The sequence below is a fragment of the Psychrobacter sp. T6-1 genome (assembly GCF_052258445.1).
The window spans coordinates 1-1,444 of record NZ_JBQQFC010000452.1; the positions used below are offsets into that span (position 1 = coordinate 1).

Genomic DNA, 1,444 nt, shown 5'->3' on the forward strand with positions numbered 1-1,444 from the left:
CAGCTACCTACATATGTCTCTGATGTCAAAATTATCCGTCAGTAATGGATTATTGATAGGCCTGTGAATTGAAAAATTAAAAAAACACGAGCAGATATATTTTACTATGCTATACTACGTCGCCACGCAATTTGATATTGCGTGAATTATGAGATTGATAACATCGCCTGCGATTTTGGGTCTAGGACGACCATGAGTAATTGTTGCCGATGATTTTGTGTTCTGAAATAATCCTATTATTTTTGACTCATATCTTATCTACTGGCTTATATGCCAAATTGAGTGTTATTTGATTTTATCGGCTTTGGATTAAAGCTTTGATAAAACGTTTATAACAGGCAAGGATAAGACACTCGGCGCTACCACCAAAATACGTCAGACAACAGACAACTTTTTTAGACTGCTTTTAGTAGCAAATATCATCGATAGATGATCTAAGTTGTGTGATGCGCGGTTATCAGTGGTAGGCAACTGGCATGCTGAATTTACAGCAGCCCATACTACCAAGGCAACTCATGACTGATATCTTATCTACAATCGCCGCTCAAAACGGCATCATCGATAGCAACAATACTGCAAAAACTGATACTGCTACTCAAGCGCCTACGACAGACGCGACTGTCAGTGAAACAACTGACGAAAACCAAGTCACTTTTAAAGACCTTAACATTGCCAAGCCCATCTTATCAGCGCTTGATCGCAGTGGTTATACCAACCCAACTCCTATCCAAGCACAGGCCATTCCTTTTGCTCTAGAGGGCCGTGACCTTTTATTATCAGCGCAAACAGGTAGTGGTAAGACGGCAGCGTTCGTCATTCCTGTACTCGATCGTCTAAGCCGCTCAACGAGCTTTGATAAATTAACTAAAGCGCTTATCTTAACGCCAACTCGCGAGCTTGCTCAGCAAGTCCATGATAGCGTACGCACGTATTCTAAAGACATGCGCGGCGTATTCTGTGTACCTTTAGTTGGCGGCGCGCCGTACAATGGTCAGATCACAGCGCTCAAAAAAGGCGTGCAAGTTATCGTGGCAACGCCTGGTCGCTTGCTTGATCATATCAATGCAGGCCGCGTTGATCTATCAAGCCTTGAGGTCTTAGTACTAGATGAAGCGGATCGCATGCTAGATATGGGTTTTGCTGATGACATTAGCGATATCCTAAAAGCGGCACCTACTGATCGTCAAACGATTATGTGTTCTGCGACTTGGGATGGCCCTGTCGGCAAAATCGCTGCAAGCTTCACCAAAAACCCTGAGCGCGTCTCTATCAAAGTTGAATCGGCTCACATCGATGAGACGGTTTATTACTGTGATGATTTCAATCACAAAAACAAGATCCTAGATACGCTCGTCTGCCAGCCTGAAATGGAGCAAATCATCATATTTGCCGCCACTAAGCGCAGCACTGAAAAACTAGCCAAGTCTCTACAAGAGCAAGGCCA

Annotated in this window: 1 protein-coding gene; it reads left to right on the forward strand. The window is 43.7% G+C overall.

Features of this window, described 5'->3' with window-relative positions; translation table 11 throughout:
- Positions 1-515 precede the first annotated feature (515 nt).
- Positions 516-1,444 (forward strand): DEAD/DEAH box helicase (locus tag ACTXGO_RS13725; protein ID WP_443574913.1); only part of this gene is annotated, 929 nt, incomplete at its 3' end.